The following is a 16116-nucleotide window of genomic DNA, read 5'->3' as shown; positions in this document are numbered from 1 at the left end:
ACTGACCGGGTGGTTGCCGTCGTGGCATCCACTCGTCCGTACCTTCCGAAAGCGAACGTCCTCGAGGGGGGCAGTGCTGTGATCGCGCCTTCAAGCCCCGTAGGTAGGATTTCGTTGCTGGTGTTCGCGCGCTTACATTGCTCTAAAATCCGACGAGTTGACTAGTACAGTTTGAACAACGCTGGGCGATACCACGGCGGCCCAAGATCTAAACCTGCCGCAGTTCAAGAAGGGATGGCGAAGGTCAGCATGCCGTTGCAGTGGGTGGAGAAACGTTTCTGGTTTCAAAGCGGGCCAGAGTCCCCGAATATTGACGGCTTTCTGCCCGATCCTTCGCACACGTTTTCAGGCGTCGAGCTCGGTACTGACATACTCGGCCTTGGGGACCTGCTCGATATCCGCAACCTAGCCTTGCTCGGACCCCCGGGCTCAGGAAAATCCAAGTTCCTGAGAAGGCATCGACCGCTGATAGCCCCTGAGAGCGCCGCCACTGCCTACTTTCTGGATCTAGCAACCATTGGATCAGAAGATCGGCTGGTACGTGAACTTCGCAATGCACTTCCGACGGCTGATACATCAGACCAGACTGGCGAAATCTGCCTGTTGTTGGATTCTTTCGATGAAGCCCAGCAACGCATCCCCCATTTGGCGTCAATGCTGATGGCGGAGCTCGACGAGTTCCCTGAGGATAAACTCTGGCTGCGAATTGGATGCCGAACGTCCGAATGGCCTTCACACATGGATGCCTGGATGAAGGAACGTGCGGATGCACAAGTCGTCGAGTTTGCTCCGTTTCGCCGCAATGATGCCAAGCAGGCCGTAGCAGCACTAGAGGACCCAGAAGCCTTCATTCAGGCAATTGAAAGCCGCGGATTAGCACCGTTGGCAGCAATGCCGCTCTCACTTGAACTCCTTTTGAGGAGTTATGAAAGCGTGGGCGAAATCCCTGGTAGCCGGGTACAGGCCTATGCAGCAGGACTCCTGGCCATGTGCGATGAACACAGCCCGCAACGCCGCGTTGGGCGCGCGGTTGGGGCTCTTCCCTCAGAAGTCCTAACTGCAGGTGAGTCTGCTGCCGCGTGTATGCTCTTCGCCGGACGGGAACGCCTTTGGACAGGACCGGTCTCGGATGCAGATGTCACTGATCTTTCTGTGGATGAACTTGGAAGATTCGCGACAGGGGAGGGGCGGGCGCGGACATTTACAGTCGACACTTTAGAACAACTTTGGCGCTCAGCCCTGTTCCAAGGGGCCGGCGCAGGCGGCCAGAGATGGGCGCACACGACATTTCCAGAATTCCTCACGGCACGCTGGTGCATTAACCGCAGCTTGCATCGAGCGCAGATCAAGGCACTGTTGTTTGCTCCAGATGGGAAGATTTTCCCGCGAATGCGGCGCTTGTCCGCTTGGCTCATCTCAATGGAGTCCTCTTCCTTCGCCTGGATCTGTGAAGAGGATCCCGAATCCGTTGCCGGCGAAATTGACGTTCCCGACGACCAGCTTCGCTCGACTGTCGTCAAGGCCTTGCTAGAGCATGTCAGAACGGGATTCTTCATTCGCGACTGGGGAACGGACTACGCCAATCTTCGCCATCCCGGGCTAGGGCAGCAGCTTCGCCCGTTCTTTAAAGCGGTAGAAGATGAAGTCCGACTCGTAGCGATACAGCTTGCGGCTGACGGTCATGCAACTGACGTCCAGGACGATCTACTTGCCCTTGCCGTCGATCCTTCGGAACCTGAATATCTGCGTTACAGAAGCATCATTGCGCTTCGTGACTTGGACTGGCACGGACACGAGCTAGCAAGTCTGTTGGAGAAGCCCAGCATCTTGGGTGAGGACAGCCGGCGAGAATTGAGGGGGGCTATCCTTGACGCCTCGTGGCCTCACAATATGTCTACACCCCAAGCATTAAGGCATATTAATGTACCGGCAACGCCGTGGTTCATGGGTCACTATTCCCTTGCGATCCATCGAATTGCCGGAGGACTTACAGGGCACGACGTTGAGGCGGCGGCTGCTTGGTTGGACTTACCCTTGGCAGCTGACGAGTGGTTTTCAGAACTCAGGAATGCTGCTCTTGCTTTATGCGCAGACTATATGCACGTCGATGAGGCCCGGACTTCAGCAGTTTCAGCCGTCCTCAGGAATCTACGGCTATACCAACCCGCATTTGGGTCGTTAGGGCTTTCCTGTGCCTGGCCGGATGAACGGCGGCGGGCCTTGTTGCTCGCTGTGATACATGATGCATCCGAAGACGAACTATTCTCACTGCTATCCGAGGGGAGGCGTGAGGGGCTGCTGCATATCGAGGACTTCCCTTGGCTGGTCGAGCAACTCGACCAAGCTGACGATAATCTATCGCCAAATTTGCTGATCCTCCTAACCCACATGTTCAATCCCGATCGTTTCGACCACGCCAATTGCTTGGCCAGCCTGCCGCGAGAACACAAGTTGGTAGCAGGACCCCTGGCGAACTGGTGTGAGGTGATAGTGCTTGGTTCTCCTCGCGCCCAAGAGCTCAGGGAAGCGTGGAACCGCCTTTACAAGTCACCAACCCGGGCGGAGCTCTCAACCGACGCCGAGGACGATCAGATAGAAGAATGGATTACCTCAAACCTGAACAAATTTGAGGCCGGGGAACTTGCAGCCTACGCACAAGCACTAGAACTGGTCACGGTCCCGCCCGGAGCGCGACACTACCGGGCCCCGTTTCAGCCGGACCTCACAAAGCACCCGAGATGGAATGCTTTGAACCAGACCACTCGTGAACGATTGATTGCTGGTGCACCGGGATATCTTGCGAAAGCGAGGTGCCAACCAGACATTTGGGAAGACTCTGAACTTCGTTCGAGCGTCGGAGACGCCGCTTACAGGGCATTGATTCTATTGCTGCGTTCTGGAAATGAACTGGACCAGCTTTCAGAACAGACGTGGAAAGAATGGGCTCCCGCGATCATCAGTTGGCGTCCTTCGATAAATGGTGCCTCATCGGAGGATCACGAGATCCTTGTTTCCAAGGCTAAACCTTACGCTCTGCGGGTTCTTGTTCGGGCGTTGCTTGTGATTATCGACGATACTGCCAAACACGGACGTCTTCCCTTCGTTCGTGAGGAATGTGACCTGCTTTGGGACGAGGAACTTGCTGCAGCACTGACCACTATGCTCGATAAAGGCCTGTCAAGCGCGACAAGTGAGATTGCAAGCATACTAATGAAGCACGATCGCGGCCGTGCCCGGCCGATACTGACTGCTTGGGCACAACTAGAGAACGGTGCCGAGTCGAGAGCGATATTGGCGATGGAGATTCTTCTCGCCCTTGACGCAGCGACCTCCTGGCCGATCATCAAAAATGCACTAGAACAGCGGCCCGAAACAGCCCGCGCTGCCGTGCTCAATCTGGCGGACCGGGATAAGAATCACCTGGATCTGACCGATGAGCAGCTTGGCTACTTTCATGTTTGGATGGAACTGAACTTTCCGCGGGAAGAGGACCCGGAGACGCAAGGGGCACATACCGTTACTCCAAGGGAACAAGCCGGCAGATGGCGCGACCGCCTCATGGAGATACTTGTTGAGCGGGGAACACCTGAGTCGGTTCAGGCATTACGGGACTTTGCCGGGCAGAAGCCCGAGGAGTCCTGGCGCCAAGGTGTGCTTGCTCGCGCCTTGCGTTCTCATCGCGAATCGAGGTGGCAACCAATCGACTTGGATGTGCTCTCCCAACTTAGCCGTGACAGTGTCAAGCGGCTAGCACGAACAAGCCAGGAACTCCGGGAGATCGTCCTCGAAGCCCTCGCCGCGATTCAGGAAAGACTCATAGGAGAAACACCTGAATCTCATCTGCTATGGGACACCCGTGTTATGCGTCCAAAATCAGAGGATGAAGCGAGCGATTATCTGCTGCACCGACTACGCGACCTACTGGGGCAGGTCGTTGTAAACCGAGAGGTCCAAGTGCGGCGTAATTCTCGCAGCGGGATCCCCGAGCGCACAGATCTTCTCATCGAAGCGCCTACTGCCTCCGGCGAACCATCATTGAAAGTAGTGATCGAAACCAAAGGGGCGTGGAGCAACGAACTCTATACTGCAATTCCGAACCAGCTTATTGGCCGGTACATGAGAGATTTCCGGCCAGCCGAGGGCATATACCTCGTTCTTTGGCCGGATGTGGATTCATGGTCATCTACCCAAGGGAATGAGGACAGACGGCGATTGATGAACTTGAACCGAGGGGAGACGGAAGCTGTCCTCGATCAACAGGCCGAGCGGGGATCCGCCGAAGGCCGTCAGGTACGGGTAAAGCATTTGGATATCTCTTATAGACGCCCAGCAGCTTGACAGCTGAAAGCCCGCTTCGAATCTTCACCGCGAATGACTTACGACAGCAAGACCACCGTGGGGCTTTGCTAATTCGTTTCTTGCGAACTAGAGGCCTACTTCGACTCCGTCAGGATCACCCGAAGGCCATTATCCGGGTGGTAAGTCCATGTGGCTGAGAACTTGTCCCACGACGCTTTCTGCATGCCGTCTAAGGCGCGGGTCGCACTAATTTGACTGAAGACACTATCCGGCATTGCAACAGCGGTGAAAACACATTTAAAGTCTGTGTCGCGGAGGCCGGTGACTTTGAGGATGTTGGCGTAGGTGGGGTCCTCGGGTGCGCCTTTCATTGTCATCGTATGGTCTGAATCCCCGAGCGTGGCGTATTCACTGAAGACACTGCTGTCGCGCCTGCAGGAATGGCGCGCCTGGTGAATTAGAGACTCGGCAGGGGCGGAAGTTGTAGCATTGGAGGCTGTTGGGCTTGATGCTTCCGAGGTCCCTCCACAGCCTGCTAGCGCCAACATCACAAGCGGGACCGCCAACGCGTAGCGCTTCCTGGGATATGCCTTCACGCGCTTACGGCGAACACAGCCTGGGCTGCATAGTGGATTGAAATGCATTGCGTTCAAAGTTCCCCCGGGTCTGTCGATGTCGAAACAACGTCAGGCTAACCGTCTAGGCAAGAGTCGCGCGGGTTCCTGCATAAATCCTGAGCGACTCTTTCGGTATTCGACGCGCAAGCTCTGCGAGAGCTTAGCCCAGCCGCCGTTACCGACGGCGCCGCCGAGCGGGGGTGGCTCTTTGCCGTTTCCATTGGGACCGGGTGCGGGACAATGGCGTGCCCCATCATGATCCGTTGGGGAAGGTGCAGTTTGAAGCGGCACCCCTTCAGGGGGCCACCCCAAGGCGGCGCTAATCTCACAGATGGCACTTAGGGTGAGCCGCCAGCCCGAGGCGGGCCCGCTCTTGCCGGTCGAGGCGGCGTGTTACTTTGAGCGTCTGTGCAGTAAAAAGTCGTCCTCGATCTTGAGCACCAGTGACACCATCATGCGGAGAAGCTGCATGTAGGATGTCCGGTGAGCGGACTCGTCGCGGGGGTCCGCGTTGGTGCCGTGGAGGTACCTATTGCGCAAGTCGTGGCCGTCGCCGAACTCACTCCTGTTCAGGAAGAAGTTGAAGTAGCTCGCTTCGGCCGAAGTGAGGAGCGTCGAACCGAACTCGAGCCATCCTTTGTCCACCAGGGATACCGCGGCCGATTCCTCGAACCCATAGTGACCGAAGGGGCCTGCTCCATACTTGTGGACGTCCTGCAGGACTCGGATCATCGGCAGGGAACTGAAACAGATCACGCCATCGTCGAGCGACATGAGGCCTTCCGCGATCAGCCAGTCGACCGGCTCTACCTGGTAGTGGAGCAGATCCGTGTAACGGACCTCGTGAGTCAGGACCAGCTCCACGAACGTCCTGGCCCGAAGCTCATTGTTGACGTAGGTGATCCTCGATTGGTCATTGAACAGAAGATGGAGCGCGGCGTCGCAGTCCCGGCTTTCGGCGCGGCTCAGGTGCTTCCGGTCGACCAGGCTGGGGATATTTCCCCAGGGGCGAGGGGCCGACGTCATCTGCAGGAGCTCGCGGTCAAGTTCGCCATCCTCGCAATAGAGTGTGAATTGCTTGGTGACGCTCTCCATCTCCGCGCAAATATGCCGGCAGCGTTCGAGGTATGTGCTGCTCGAGGTGGAAGGCGCATAGTCGAACCCAGCGGCATCGAACGCCTCGGCGAGGTACTCGCGAAAGTACCAAGCGATCACATCTTCGACTTCGACGCCCTCTCGTTGGAGAAAGTCGTAGTAGGCCTCGGTGCCGAGAATGGTCAGGCAGTCGCGGTGAGCGAAAGCGCCTCCTCGACGGTAGGCGTCCTTTCCTGACACGCGCAGCCCCTCCAGGGTGCCGATCTGGCTCCTGAAGGAAGGGAGGGCTAGCAGCCCGCGTCCTTCCGAGTACCCCACCATGTCCCAGAAGTTCGCGAGAACGTGCAGCGACTCCATCGACGACTTCAGGTGCAGGCCGCCGAACGTGCGCTGACGGAGGGTTCTGGTGTCCTTCCGTTCCACGCGGTCCAGGACGGGCTCCCGCTGCTCCGGGTCGATTCCCACGGCGTACCCTGTGCTCATGGACGTGTGCGTCTTGTCCTCGAACAAGGCCCGAACGAGGTCGGCCTTACGACGCCGTGCCGCCAGGCGGATTTTGGGGGTGATGCCGTGCTCCAGCTTGTCCTGCGCGTTCGCGATGGCCTCGACGTAGTTGAGATGTGGCGATTCGCTGTCGATGTAGCTCTGCAGGATCTGTTGCGAGTCGGCGGTAGTCAGGCTTTTCGGCAGGGCGCATGCATCGGAGGAGTCCATGATCAGATGGCTTTTCACCAGTAGCTCACCGCACCTGGCGTCGGCAAGCAGCGCATCGCGCAGCCTTCCGTCATGGGCCTCCACGAACTGCTTGTCCCCGAGCATCGCCCACAGCGGAATACCCGCCCCGACAAGCGCGTCAAAGAGCGCCTGTCCTCCCACGTTCTTCGCTACCTTGTACCTGCCGATGAGCGCCAACACGTCCTGCGTGTACTCTCGGTCTAGATCGTCCAGGTGCTCGTTGATGCTCAAGCTGTCGAGCTTCGAAAAGAAGGCGGCGACCTGTCCGCGAAGCACCCGGGCCGCCGTTGGGAGCGTGTCACGCTCCTCCGGGGTCAGCGTCCTAGGCAGGACGCCGAGCCTCTCGAACTCGAGCGCGTTGTAGACCTCGAGAGCGTCATTCATCGAAGCAATGACCTGCTCGCCGGACTGCGCCCGGATCAGGGCCGCGGCCTCATCGACAAGCACGAAGTTGGCCGGTTCGTGCGGACCATAGAACTTGAGCCTGTCGCGGTGTGGTGGGTCTTCCATGCAATGAGGTTATCGGCATCGTCCCACAAACGAGTGCTATCTGGCGGTCTCGGCTTCAGACCTGCGCGTCGACCGGATCCGTGTGATCGCCCCACGAGGTCTCGCCCTTTGCGCCATCGCCCCCGCTCGGCGACACCTGGAGCCGGCTGCTCGTCGGGATCGATGAACTTCACTCAGCCGTTCAGGGAGAGGCTCGCGACCAGCCCCACGGCACCGGTCAGGATCTTGTTTGAGTCTCCTCAGCCGCGAGGCTTGGAGGAGACTCCTTGCTCCGCGAGCAGGCGCAGGAACATGGACTTGGCAGTACACTTTTCGCGAGCTATGACCCTGCTCGTCGCGCCGGTTTGGTAGCGACCGACCAGCTGATCGAGCGCGTCGGGCATGAAGTGGTTGCTCAGGCGGTAGCGCTGACTGGGGTGAACGAGCTTTATCCCAGGACGATGCGGCTTCCCATCCATAGAATCCCCTTTCGCGGGGGAGGGTCCCGCTCATGGCGGTTTCGATTCCAACTGTGGAACATTTGCTTTACTAACCGACACGATTCATACATCTCAGGCGAATGACAATTCAGGCGGCAGAATGAACAGCATGCGTCTCAAATCAGTCAGAGTCCAGCTCTTCCGCAACGTCGTCGACAGTGAGGAAATCGATATTGACCCTCAAGTCACCTGTTTTGTGGGAAAGAACGAAAGTGGTAAGACCGCCCTTCTTAACGCTCTGTACCGCCTGAACCCGGTTCACACGTCGACTACGTTCCAGGCGAGCAAGGACTACCCACGTTGGCGCCTTTCCAAAGACAGGAAAGCAGGCGATATCGATGATGCTGTGCCGGTTGCGGCTGTCTTTCATATCGAAGAGGCTGATCGGGATGCAGTTGTGGATGCATTTGGCGAGGGTGTGCTTACAGCCAATACTTTCGCGATCAGCAAGTCCTACGGTGGTGATTCCACCTTTGAATGCTCTGTCGATCATGAACGAGCCTTGAAGAATGTCCTCGAGACGCTGGAGACCCCCCAGGTGCTACGAGAGGTATTCGCAGGCGAAGGCTTGGCGGGCGTCAAGAAGTTGGCTGGCGGATTGGAGCCACCGGAAAACGGAGACTGGAGCGCAGAGGATCTGGCAAGCCTTGTGAAGGAAGCGGCCGCGGTTCTGAATGGGAATAATACGCGAGGTGCAGTAGCAGCGCTTCTTGAAGGGCGTTTACCAAGGTTTTTCTATTTTTCTGATTACCAAGCGCTTCCTGGTCGCATCGATATCGCCCAGCTCCAAGGTGCCGATATTCCCGGTGAAACCGGTATCCAAACAGCGAGAGCGCTACTCAAGCTGGCCTCAACTGACGCTGCGTCGCTCACTGAGGAAGAGTTTGAGGACCGCAAAGCTGAACTCGAAGCAGTGAGCAACGAACTGACTGAGGAAGTATTGGAGTTCTGGAAACAAAACACTGACTTGTCCGTAGAGATCGATCTCGACAAGAAAACCATCCCCAACGGCTACAACGGCCAGACCGCCGTCGCTCAATTCCTTGATGTGCGGGTGAGGGATGCCCGCCATGGTTTCACCAATAATTTCGATCAGCGGTCCAGCGGCTTCAAATGGTTTTTCAGCTTCCTCGCTGCGTTTAGCGAATTCGAGGACTACGAACACGGTGTAGTCGTCCTTCTCGACGAGCCGGCTCTCACCCTGCACGGACGAGCTCAAGCGGACTTTCTGCGCTACATTGATGAAAGGCTTGCCACAAGCGCCCAGGTCATATTCACTACTCACTCGCCGTTCATGGTGGATCCCGCCAAACTCGACAGGGTGAGGATCATTGAAGACAAGGGGGCAAAGCGAGGATCCGTGGCAACACGCGAAACCTTGGCTGTGGGAGTCGATTCCTTGTTCCCTCTTCAGGCTGCGCTGGGCTATGACATAGCCCAAAATCTCTTTATAGGCCCAAACAATCTAGTAGTCGAGGGGACAAGTGACTACACGTATCTCTCGTTGCTGACAGATCATCTACAGTCCCTCAACAGAGAAGGCCTTGACGCCAAATGGCGAATACTCCCGGCGGGGGGAGCCGCGAACATACCGTCGTTCGTAGCCCTGATCGGCCAGGGATTAGATGTGACAACGCTCGTTGATGGTGGGCCGTCTGCCCAAACCAAACTGCACAATCTTGCCGACCGAGGACTTCTTGAGAAGAAACGCATCTTCGTAACGGATCAATTCACCGACGGTGTCTCACCCTCGGACATTGAGGACTTGTTCGACGAAAAGGACTACATCCACCTCTATAACCTTGCTTTTGGTGTGAAGCTCACGGAGAAGGGAACTCCAGGAACGGACAAGATAGTGGCTAGAATCAGCAGGGCGAACAACAAACCGTTTGTGGACCATGGCCGGCCTGCTGACTACTTACTCCGTCACAAGCTGGTACAACTACCAAAACTGAGTGAAACCACCTTGAGCCGCTTTGAGAACCTCTTCAAATCGATCAACAAGACGCTCAACTAGTTCCGAGACGAGTAGTACGGGGGATTGGCCGAGGAGGACTGATCTACAAGTCGTCTGCCCTCGCGTCCAAGTAGTCTGCGCGGGTGGCTCCTTAGCGCACCCGCGTCTCGACTCGCCTCTTTACCCTGGTGGGGTGATGATGTCAACCGCAAGGTGCCTGTCTCTCAGCGATTTCCTTTCATCACGCCTTCGGACAGCCGGAACGGTTTGCTTTCAGCCAATTAGGCGGAGGACTGCCTTGCCGTGAGTGTTGGCCGTCCAGCAACCCCTCCAGTGCCCGGCGGCCCTAACACGCCTCGGCGGCAATGCCGAACACTGCTCTAAGCCGAGTGCTCGTGCGCGATTCATGTCGGTGCTATCCAGTAACATCAACCGGTGAATGAATTTGTGAAGTGGCTGGGCGAGCAGTTCAGCAATATCCTTGCAGTTTTCGGCATTGCTTTGGCGTTTCTTGTTCCGTGGTGGCTGAATTCGAAGATCAAGCCTGTCTGGCAACTGCGGAGCCATACTCCCATCCTGTCTGCCGTTGGCGGCACAGCCGTGCAGATTACCAATCACAAAGGATGGCAGGCGGAGTACCCCTTTCTGAGCGTGATCAGGTTCGGCAACCGTGGTAAAGGCGAACTCAAGGCTGCCTCGTATGACGGTCCGGTCAGAGTGAAGTTCAAGGGAACGATCTTGGGGGCGTCTATTCATGATCCACTGAAGATCAATACCCGAACGGAGCTTGCCTTCACGGACAAGGAGCTTGAGTTCAAGCCCTTTTTGCTCAAGAAGGATGAGTGGCTTGAGGTCCAGGTGCTTAGTGATGGAGGGCGCAACTTGCCCGAACTGACTGCTCGCATGGAAGGACACAAACGCCAGGTCGAGGAGATCGCGAAAAAGCGGTATGAGTTTTGGCTGCTGACTCAGATCGTGTCTGGGGTCATGGCGATCGTGACCTACTTCATGTTCACTGCCGGTGAGTCGGAAGGCGCACGAGCAGTTTCGATGGTGTCCTTTTGGATGGCATTGATCGTGTTTGGGATCGCTAAATATCAGAAGTCAAAAGGTCCGCGCTGGAAGAAAGAGCCCAAAGAACTCCACCACTCGCTCTCCGCGTAGCCCCAAAAACATGGGAAAGCCAATTCCCCTGACGAGTAAGTCAGTAATGGCAGGTGCACCCCGGGTGAACTAACTACAATGTAGAAGCCGACTTCTTTGTAGTTTTTCGGGCATCAACAAAGACTGGAATAATTCTAACCCCGGTATCATCTGAAAGTTTCTCGCAGCTATCCTCTACTCGCTTGCGTTGGTGCGGCTTAAAATCTTCGTCAGTGAAGCCAATCGCTAAGTAAACTCCGAAAGAGATGCGCTCAGACTTGAGATACTGGGGTAGTTGCTTTTCCGCACCCGAATAAAACTTGGAGCTTTTAATATATTTCACTTCAAGAAGGACGCGGTTTGACCATCCTTGAGAGAACTTGAAGTCCACTGGGCCTCTGCCTGTATCCACTTCTCGGCTCATGTCAACGTCGGCAATCTCACAGCTGCTACGCCACATCGAATCCGCGGCCACTTGGCATATTTTTTCTTCCCGATGCGTTCCATCATCGTTCCATAAAAGCCTCCAAGCTTCAGTTTCTTCGACTGCATGCTTATACGCCTCAGCCAAGTCCTGGACCCACCCTTCAAATGCACTTTGCTCGTTGGGCTGAACTTTGAGTTTCTGGCGATCAGCATCCTTCACAAAAGAGGCAACGTTGTTCTCGAATCTCCGCGCCTCCTTTTCTATGAGAGTATTGACAGCTTCGATAACCTTCGGCCGCATAGCATTGAGTGTTTGGCCAAACATCTGAGGGAGGTCGCGATCTGCGAACTGTCGCGAGAAAAAGGCGGTGTTTAGTACGTCAGGAAGAGGCAGGCCCCCGATCGCGTCAGGTTTGTTCACTATCCTCGCGCACTCTAGGAGGGTATTCTGAAGGTTCTCGAATCCCTTTTCGCCCGGCACGGCAGAGTAGGGGAAACCCGACCGTGTGGCGGCGCCTGACGCCAGGAAGCGCAACAGCTCATAAATGGAATGCAGGCGCAGTATATGAACGCGTAGGCTGCGAATCAGGGTTCGGTCACCAGTCGTGCGACGACCACCCCACAGTACATGGACCCGGAGATTGCCTCCTCCGGGAACGGTCGTATCGTGGCTTGCGAGTTGAATATGGGTACCCTTGACTTTCTCGCCCCACATCCACTCGGGGACCGTACAGTCGAGCCCTGGTGCCTCCACTACGGCGGTAACCCACCCAGAGCCCACAAGACCATCGCTGGCTCGTTCTGTGGACGTCTGCCTTGCGTAGTGTTGTGCCAGCGGCTTGCCGAGCCTAATAAGGGGGTTCTCCTCGGAGCGAAGACGGACAGGCAGGGCCGCGCCGGCGCTTACGAGCTGAACCAACGGGCCAATTTCAAGCTGCTTATTCCGCGGATACACTACGTCGTAAACGCCCGACGGGTTGATCTGGAGCGCGATATCGACGTCCAAGAGCGCAGTCGATTTTTCAAGGCCGCGCCACGCTCGTTTTCGGATGGAGTGCACGCGATTTTCGACACTGAGGCGATTTAGGGCGTGGACGTTGGACGGCGGAAAGGTCAAAGTTCGATCAAGGTTCCCGAACGAAGACTCATATGTCCAAGGCTGACTCGCGGGCGTCGTCCGTGCTTGTATGCGGCCCATCCCTCGAATAAAGCTTCTCCCGTCCCAAACGGCCGGAAGCCGCAGTGCACCTAGCGTGTGGGAATCTGAGACAAATTGGCGGGCGTCTAGGAGGGGTACGCGGTAGGTAGCAAGCACCGCTGGAGTCTACCGCGTGCCGTGAATTTGACGCACTTCTCCTTTGCGCGAGGTCGGGGAGAAGGCTGGTCGGAACCACGACGCCCACGAGGAGTACGTCTACTCCGGTGGTAACGGTCCTGGGACGTCTATACGAACAATCTACGGGAGTTGATCTGGGGGATCAAACGCTATGGGCACGGACGACGTGAACGATCTCCGGAGGTGATCGGAAGGTAGGTATTGATGCGCCCCTATTGATTTGCCCCTATTGGTAGGGAAATCCTGTGATGAAGCCCTGGCTACGGTGATAGGTATCCTTGGGACGAGTGGGAGCGACTACAGGAGCACCCGTCAATCGTGGATGACACTTAGTGCTGTACAGCGACGAGACTATGAAAGCCACAATTGCCATCAACCGTGCTCGGCTCCCATGCCTGACCCCCAGGAAGGTGTGCGGATTGTCTACAGTGCTGACACATGCGACAGGCTTATCCAATTCAGACTTTAGTTCGCTGAGGCGCTCAAAACTGGAGCGGCGTGGGCCAAATTTAAGTGTTGACAATGTCAACAAATTCAACGGCGGACTAAGTGGTACTGCCTCCGAACTGCCTCGGTTTCCGCATTTTTCCGGGGGAGCCCAGTGTTTGCAAGGGCCGGAATGCAGTTCGAGTCCCACCTCGGGCACGCAAACCCCCTCGTCAAAGGGGGTTTTTGCTTTTAGCGTCTTGACATGGCTTATGGTGGCGTCCCTTTGACGCTAGGTGTGCGGGTTGTAGCCGGGCCGCCGCGGTGGCCTATTCAGGTGTGTGCGTGGCGGGATGAAGACCCTGGCTAGTGGGTCTTCCGCCTGCTGGGGTTGAGTTCATGCGGTTTCTCGTTCCGGTATATCGGGTTGGTCGGGTGTGGCCAACACGTATTCATGGCTCGGGCTTTGCGGTCACAACATGACTTCGTCGAGTTGGGGGCGCATCGTCTTGGAGGGCTCCCCGAACATGCCCGGGAGCCGTATGAGCTCGGTTTGTCTGCCAAAGGAGGTGTGGACACTGTCCACACTTACGTCTGCTTTGTTTGATAGCCGGGCGGAAGACTGACGTAGCGAATTTAATGGTCACTGTTGGTGCCTGGTCTCCTGACAGCGCAGGAAAGCCGCCTAGCAGCAGCCAGAAGGACAACAGCGAAGCCGGCTCCTGGGGTTCAAGAGCGTGGGGGAGGAGCGCTCCATGGCGGACGGACAGGAGTGGACCGCTAACTGGCACCTTGAGTGTCTGGACAGAGGGCAGTTACTCCCGGTGCTGCCGCCCTCCAACCTGGCACTTCACCGTGCTGTTCCGCCGATTGGTCCGCTCTGATACTCGACGACCTGATGGATCAAATTAAGATTAGGCTCAACCAGATGTGTTCAAGTCTTAAGGTTTTGGTGGAACATCCTCTGGGTGGGTCGCGAGGGGGTTTACCTCTGCGGCATCGAGCAGGCCGGCCGTGCCGTTGTTGCTAACCAGGTCTTGCAGGGCGATGGCGGGGCGCGCCGGGGCATCAAAGGTCACTTTTCCCTTAGTTGAAATAGTCCCAAGTGAGACACGTTGTTGATACGCCGTCGTTCTCTGGAACCGCTGCGAAGCAAGGGGCTCCAGACGGCAGACAGGTCGGTTCTCCTGTCTCGATAAAGGATCCTTTAATGAACAACCCTCTTCAGGTCGCTCGTGGATCTAGTCGGAGGGTTCAGGAACATCATTGAGGTAGGTTGAGCGACGCGTTCTCGAAGAGGGATGGTCATGATGCGGGCTATGCTGTGCAGGCTCGATATTGGGCACCACTTGATGGCGCAGGGTCGCCTGAGGGTGGGTTCCGTCGCGTTGTACTGGGTGTGGCAAGTACAACGGCTATATCCCCAGCCGGCGGGGCACCTCGTACCAACTTAGAAGTTGATTTTTCGCTTTTCAGTCAAGCCATCGCTGAACGTTACTTCAACTGGCACTCCGTGATCCGAAGCATCTTGCAGTTCGTTTCCGGGTAGCCAGAAGGCGAAGTGACCTTTCGCTACGGTTGCGAGCACCTTGGTGCCGTCGGCGCTTGTGTAGGACGTCGCTGCGACATCAGTTCCTACGCGACCTGCCGCCATCGAGATGTGGTTGTCCGCGTTGGTACCGGTCCCAAGTTGAGTAACAGCGATACCTCGGGCAGGCAGGGTAGTGGCATTCGTTGGTTTTCCAACCGTGCCGAAGGACCCCTTGTTGAACCAGGATGCTGTGGCGTCGGTGGTGCAGCTCGCTTCGAAACCGTCACCGCCGGTGAGGATGACTGTCACCCAGGCTCCGCGCCGCTCAGCAATGGCTACTTCCGCTGCTGCAAGGTCGGTCCTGTACATTCCGTCGCCTACACGTTGGGTAGATCCGCGGCAGTCCGAGACGGCATTGTCGCGTTCTAAGCCGATCAGTGTCCCGGGTGCTGCTGTCCATGTCGCGAAGGCTGGGTCACCTCCTGAGATTGCCGGCACGATGAGCAAACCGGCGGTGACTGCAGCGGCCAGACCTCCCAGAGAGACGGCTCGTCGCAAGCGCTTGACCTTGGGTCTGGTCGGGCAGTAGCTAACCCCCGAACTGCTGCTGGAACCAGTGGAAGCTGGCGGGGAGCTAAGTATGCGTGTGAGGTCGGCTTCAGCCCGGCCGGCGTTTGGCAGCGGGCTTTGCGCTGCGGCATCGAGGGAGCGAAGAAGCGGGTCGAGATGCTGATCGGTTTTCATAGTGTTGACGCCTTTTCGGGTGTTGCCGCCGACATCTCGGAAGCCTGATGGGGGAGGTGGTCAAGGAGGAGCCGCAAGGCTCGTCTGGCGCGGGTCAATCTCAGGCGGAAAGCCACAGGTGAGATGCCGAGGACTTTGGCCGCTTGCGGCGCGGCAAGGTTCTCGAAGACAGCGAGTCCGAGAGCTTCTTGATGTACTTCAGAAAGAAGCGCCCAGGCGCGGCTCACGTCTATGCGGCTGCTGACCAGATCGGCATGAGAGTTGCTGCCGCCTACTGCTGTTGTTTCAGCGAGCCGAACGCCTAATGCCTGACGTCGTTGGTCTCCTCGCTGTGCGTTCAACAACAGATTCCGTGCTATCCCGAAAACCCAGGCCCGGGCGTCACACTCTTCCGCTGGCGCTTCCGAGAAGCGCCTTCAGACCACAAGAAATGCCTCAGCCACTACGTCCTCAGCATAAGCCGCGTCCGTTCGACGCTGGACGAACTTGAGCAGTTCGCTATATGAGGATTCGTATAGTAACCGAAAGGCGTCAGCCCTGTCAGGGGCCCTCGATAAATGGTTCATACCTATACCTGTCCGCCACCTGCCCATGTGTGTCGCGAATAGCTCGACCTTTCTGACAATCGGTTATCAGGGCGCGGATTGTCCAACTCGGTCTCACATAGGTGTGCCTCAATAATGACCGTTTCTGACCAGCTGTCGGTACGCGCCTCCGTTAGACAACCGGCAGCCCTATCGGACAATAAGCAACAGCGAGCAGGCACTCTGGGGCAAGTAACCACATATCGGTCATTGATTAGACCGTAGTGTCTACTT

At 56.9% G+C, this 16116-nt stretch carries 7 protein-coding genes; 3 read left to right on the top strand and 4 right to left on the bottom strand.

Annotation, left to right across the window (positions count from 1 at the left end; translation table 11 throughout):
- The first annotated feature begins 234 nt into the window (after nt 1-234).
- Nucleotides 235-4338, top strand: a complete 4104-nt coding sequence (locus AC5RT4_RS09550; RefSeq protein ID WP_494105578.1) for an NACHT domain-containing protein — start codon at nt 235-237, stop codon at nt 4336-4338.
- Between the two features lie 95 nt (nt 4339-4433).
- Here AC5RT4_RS09550 and AC5RT4_RS09545 read toward each other — a convergent pair whose 3' ends face one another.
- Both AC5RT4_RS09545 and AC5RT4_RS09540 read right to left on the bottom strand, forming a co-directional pair.
- A complete protein-coding gene (locus AC5RT4_RS09545) occupies nt 4434-4670 on the bottom strand; it encodes a hypothetical protein (RefSeq protein ID WP_494105577.1) in 237 nt (78 codons plus the stop codon).
- A 639-nt stretch (nt 4671-5309) separates the two neighbouring features.
- On the bottom strand, nt 5310-7256 hold the full coding sequence (locus tag AC5RT4_RS09540) for a hypothetical protein (RefSeq protein ID WP_494105576.1): 1947 nt from the start codon (nt 7254-7256) through the stop codon (nt 5310-5312).
- Nucleotides 7257-7844: 588 nt separating this feature from the next.
- Between AC5RT4_RS09540 and AC5RT4_RS09535 the strand changes: the two genes are divergently transcribed.
- Together AC5RT4_RS09535 and AC5RT4_RS09530 are read left to right on the top strand one after the other, a co-directional pair.
- On the top strand, nt 7845-9752 hold the full coding sequence (locus AC5RT4_RS09535) for an AAA family ATPase (RefSeq protein WP_494105575.1): 1908 nt from the start codon (nt 7845-7847) through the stop codon (nt 9750-9752).
- 375 nt (nt 9753-10127) lie between these two features.
- On the top strand, nt 10128-10856 hold the full coding sequence (locus AC5RT4_RS09530) for a hypothetical protein (protein WP_494105574.1): 729 nt from the start codon (nt 10128-10130) through the stop codon (nt 10854-10856).
- Nucleotides 10857-10929: 73 nt separating this feature from the next.
- Here the strand turns inward: AC5RT4_RS09530 and AC5RT4_RS09525 are convergent, their stop codons facing one another.
- Complete coding sequence (locus tag AC5RT4_RS09525) at nt 10930-12576, bottom strand: DUF8371 domain-containing protein (RefSeq protein ID WP_494105573.1); 1647 nt, start codon at nt 12574-12576, stop codon at nt 10930-10932.
- 1897 nt (nt 12577-14473) lie between these two features.
- Complete coding sequence (locus AC5RT4_RS09520) at nt 14474-14923, bottom strand: hypothetical protein (protein ID WP_494105572.1); 450 nt, start codon at nt 14921-14923, stop codon at nt 14474-14476.
- Between the last annotated feature and the right edge of the window lie 1193 nt (nt 14924-16116).

Source organism: Arthrobacter sp. sptzw42 (assembly GCF_059089685.1).
The sequence above is the reverse complement of the archived record's forward strand: the minus strand, read 5'-3'. Positions and strand labels throughout refer to the sequence as shown.